The 1,145-nt window shown below is 67.0% G+C and carries 1 protein-coding gene; it reads left to right on the forward strand.

What is annotated here, in order from left to right; translation table 11 throughout:
- The first annotated feature begins 53 nt into the window (after positions 1-53).
- Positions 54-1,145, forward strand: coding sequence for an IS630 family transposase (locus ACH4OW_RS39075; protein WP_398033694.1), 1,092 nt, complete (start codon positions 54-56; stop codon positions 1,143-1,145).

Genomic DNA, 1,145 nt, shown 5'->3' on the forward strand with positions numbered 1-1,145 from the left:
CCTGAGTCGGGATTTCGCTGCGGATGTTGCTGTCGGTTCGGCATTCTGGACGGATGGCGAGGACGGGGCGGCCGAAGGCCGAGTTGGTGCTGACCGACGAGGAGCGGGAGGTTCTGGGCCGCTGGGCCAGGCGGCGGACGTCGTCGCAGGCTCTGGCCTTGCGGTGCCGGATTGTGCTGGAGAGTGCAACGGGCGCCACGAATGTGGACGTTGCGGCTCGGCTGGGCATCGAGGCGCATACGGTCAGCCGGTGGCGGGCCCGGTTCGTGCGGGACCGGCTGGAGGGCCTGGCCGATGAGCCCCGCCCCGGCGGTCCCCGAAAGATCACCGATGAGCAGGTCGAGGAGGTGGTGGTCAAGACGCTGGAGACCACCCCGAAGGACGCCACGCACTGGTCGACGCGGTCGATGGCCGAAGAAGTCGGCTTGTCGCAGTCGGCGGTCTCGCGGATCTGGCGGACCTTCGGGCTCAAGCCGCATCTGACGGACACCTTCAAGCTCTCCAGGGACCCGCAGTTCATCGACAAGGTCCGGGATGTGGTCGGGCTCTACCTCGCCCCGCCCGAGCATGCGCTGGTGCTGTGCGTGGACGAAAAGACGCAGATCCAGGCCCTGGACCGGTCCGCGCCCGTGCTGCCGATGATGCCGGGCATGCCTGAGCGCCGTACCCACGACTACGTGCGCGGCGGCGTCACCTCCTTGTTCGCCGCGCTGAACACCGCCACCGGCGAGGTGATCGGGCAGATTCACCGCCGGCACCGGGCCGTGGAGTTCAAGAAGTTCCTCGCCCGCATCGACAAGGAGGTGCCCGCCGGCCTGGATGTGCACCTCGTCTGCGACAACGCCTCGACGCACAAGACTCCGGCCGTCCGGCGGTGGCTGGCCGCCCATCCACGCTTCCACGTGCACTTCACCCCCACCAGCGCCTCCTGGCTCAACCAGGTGGAACGGTGGTTCGCGCTGCTGACCGACAAGCAGATACGCCGCGGGGTGCACAAGAACGTCCAAGCCCTGGAGAAGGACATCCGCACCTGGATCAAAACCTGGAACCAGGAGCCCAAGCCCTTCACCTGGACCAAGACCGCCGACGAGATCCTCGAACGCCTCGCCAGATATCTGAATCGAATTCCCGACTCAGGACACTAG

This window comes from Streptomyces sp. NPDC017056 (assembly GCF_044332485.1).
Taxonomy (GTDB): domain Bacteria; phylum Actinomycetota; class Actinomycetes; order Streptomycetales; family Streptomycetaceae; genus Streptomyces.